This window comes from Patescibacteria group bacterium (assembly GCA_026415775.1).
Lineage (GTDB): Bacteria > Patescibacteriota > Minisyncoccia > UBA6257 > JAAZHW01 > SKW32.
Window position 1 is genome coordinate 1 of the sequence record JAOAGL010000007.1, and the last position, 2,597, is coordinate 2,597.

At 35.3% G+C, this 2,597-nt stretch carries 5 protein-coding genes; all 5 read left to right on the forward strand.

Annotated features, from left to right (window positions below; genetic code table 11):
* A partial coding sequence (locus N2692_03055) for a hypothetical protein (protein ID MCX8016245.1) occupies positions 1–183 on the forward strand: 183 nt, incomplete at its 5' end.
* Positions 184–313: 130 nt separating this feature from the next.
* Positions 314–1,255: a terminase large subunit gene (locus tag N2692_03060; GenBank protein MCX8016246.1), complete on the forward strand. Its 942-nt coding sequence runs from the start codon at positions 314–316 to the stop codon at positions 1,253–1,255.
* A complete protein-coding gene (locus N2692_03065; GenBank protein ID MCX8016247.1) occupies positions 1,252–1,782 on the forward strand; it encodes a hypothetical protein in 531 nt (176 codons plus the stop codon). Before N2692_03060 ends, N2692_03065 begins: the two co-directional genes overlap by 4 nt.
* Before the next feature lie 71 nt (positions 1,783–1,853).
* Positions 1,854–2,282, forward strand: coding sequence for a hypothetical protein (locus tag N2692_03070; GenBank protein MCX8016248.1), 429 nt, complete (start codon positions 1,854–1,856; stop codon positions 2,280–2,282).
* Positions 2,282–2,597 (forward strand): hypothetical protein (locus tag N2692_03075; protein MCX8016249.1); only part of this gene is annotated, 316 nt, incomplete at its 3' end. The genes N2692_03070 and N2692_03075, both read left to right, overlap by 1 nt.

The window sequence follows — 2,597 nt, forward strand, 5'->3', positions numbered from 1 at the left end:
CGTAAATACCCGGAAGAATTTGCCTTAAAACAACGATTGGAACATACGATTAAAGTTCCAAAAATAGTTGCCGAAAACGAAGAGCACAAAGAGTTACTTGAAAAAATAAAAAACGATGAAATACACGAGAGTGTATCACGAAAACTTAAAGGCCTATCTGAGTCGGGCAAGACTAATCATTAATCAAGGCGGACAAGGGAGCGGAAAAACATTCTCTATACTTCAGGTTATTAGCCACATTGCATTATTAAGTAATAAGCCTTTATATATAATTATTGCCTCTTATGCATTACCGCATCTAAAAGGCGGTGCAATGATGGCTTTTGATAGCATATTAGAGGCCGAAAATGTAAATATCGGAGAGGTTAAAAACAAAAGTGAACATACTTATTACATAAATAAGGCTAAGATAGAGTTTTTTGGTATAGAAGGGAATGAAGCGAGAGCACACTCTTTAAGGCCTGACATACTATTTGTAAACGAAGCAAATAGGCGAATAAGTTGGAATGTTTTTTTGCAATTTTATTCACGAGTGCAGAGGGCAACGTTTTTGGACTTCAACCCTTCGGCTGAATTTTGGTTAAACGAACACATTTTAGGGAAAGAAAACGATTACGTGGTTATCCGCTCAAATTATATGGACAATCCTTTCATTGTCGAAAATGAAAGAAGGTTTATCGAAAGCAAGAAAGACAAACCCGAGTGGGCGAGCTGGTATAAAGTTTACGGATTGGGAGAATGGGGACAGCTGGAGGATGCTATCTTACCTTACGATGTTGGGCAATTTGACAATTCTTTGCCATTTGTTTTTGGTTTGGACTTTGGTATTCGGGATCCGGACGCATGTGTAAAAGTCGCAGTTGACAAGAAAAGAAACATTATATACGTAAAAGAAATGCTATATGAAAGCGGAAACTCAACTGATGAGCTGTACCGCAAGCTTTTGCTGACAACTGGAGCAAAAAATCTTATTGTTGCAGATAGTGCTTCGCCGAGGACGATAATTGACCTTAGACGTTTAGGGCTTAATATTATACCAGCTATTAAAAACAGAAAAAATGAAACAATAAAGAAAATAAAAGAATATAAAATAATCGTTGATGATAGTTATAATCTTATGCGAGAGTTAAACGGCTGGACGTGGCTTGATAAGAAAGCCGAAATTCCAATGGACGGAAACGACCATTTAATCGACGCATTACTTTATGCAGCGTCTTATTTAATTGAAGGAAGGAAAGGAGTGGCAGTTGTATGACAGTTAAGGATTACATAGAATTACCTGACAAAAGCGAGATTGATGTAATTATCCGTTTTTCCCAAAAATCAAAAGAAAAAATAGACTGGCTGCAATTAGGCAGCTATGAAAATTGGGAGTTTGATTTTGTCAAGGAAATGCAGCAAAGGATAAATGAGTTTTGCTTTTACGATTTTGTTGTTATTTGTGATGATTATTTTAAGAAAAAAATCGGAGGCATGGAGCTTTTTAACGCTATCCAATCATATAATTATTTCCTCGATCAAATTGTACAGACCATTGAGATTGAAAATGAGCTATTGTCGGGCGAAATCGACGCAGATAGCCGAATGGCTGGTATAGAAAGTTTGGAGTCCCTGGGAGCTTATTTGCAAATAAGGGCAATTGCTATTGCGCTGCACATGAAAATCGATGAGGTTAAAAAAATGAAATACAGCGATGCTTTGCTTGAGCTTATTACACAAAAAAGACTTAATGATTACCAAAGCAGACTTATTGAAATAAAAACAAAGAAGTATAAAAAATGATTGTTGAAAAAACGTTTGACAGAATAAGTTACTTTATTTAATAACGTGCATAACTTTGTTAAAAAAATGACATGCAAATAATTGAGCATATAAAAGCTTATGCAACGACAAAAAATTATTTACCGATTATCGGGACAGAGTATTACCAATCTTTAATTGGCAATAAAATTATCCCTTCCAAAAATCAAATCATTTTGCTTTTTGATGCAAACGTCAAAATAGAAGTCAATAGAAATAAGCCACAAGGCTATTCTTATGACGTAACATTTGCCGTTGGTAGAAAATTTGAAGATAACACGCATGCAAATCTAATTGAGAATTTCGAGGAAAAATATAACAATAGACTTAAAGACTTAACAGACATTCTTACAAGCTCAATTATTGAGTTTGCTTGTGCATATGGTTATGAGTTAAGCGATTTAACCGTTTTATTGCAGCTTAACCGATTTTCACAAAACATTGACTTTGTCGCAGCAAAAGCGACGTTAACATATACATGATGAAAGAGACGTTAGAAAATTGGCTAAACGGCCTAATAGTAAAATTAAAGCAAAAATACAACCAGATGGGGCTAAAAGCCTCTGGAAGGTGGGAACGTGGACTAAATGGACAGATTGAAGAAAAAGAAAATGGCGGATATACAATAACTTTAGAGGGTGAAAAGTATACGGGTATTTTAGTTTATGGACGTAGACCAACATCACCGAATAAACGTGGAAGGTTATATGGTGTAATTCTCAATTGGGTTGAACAGAAAGGAATAAGAGTTGATAACAAAAAAAGGTTTGCTTATTTCGTGGCAAAGAAAATAGACG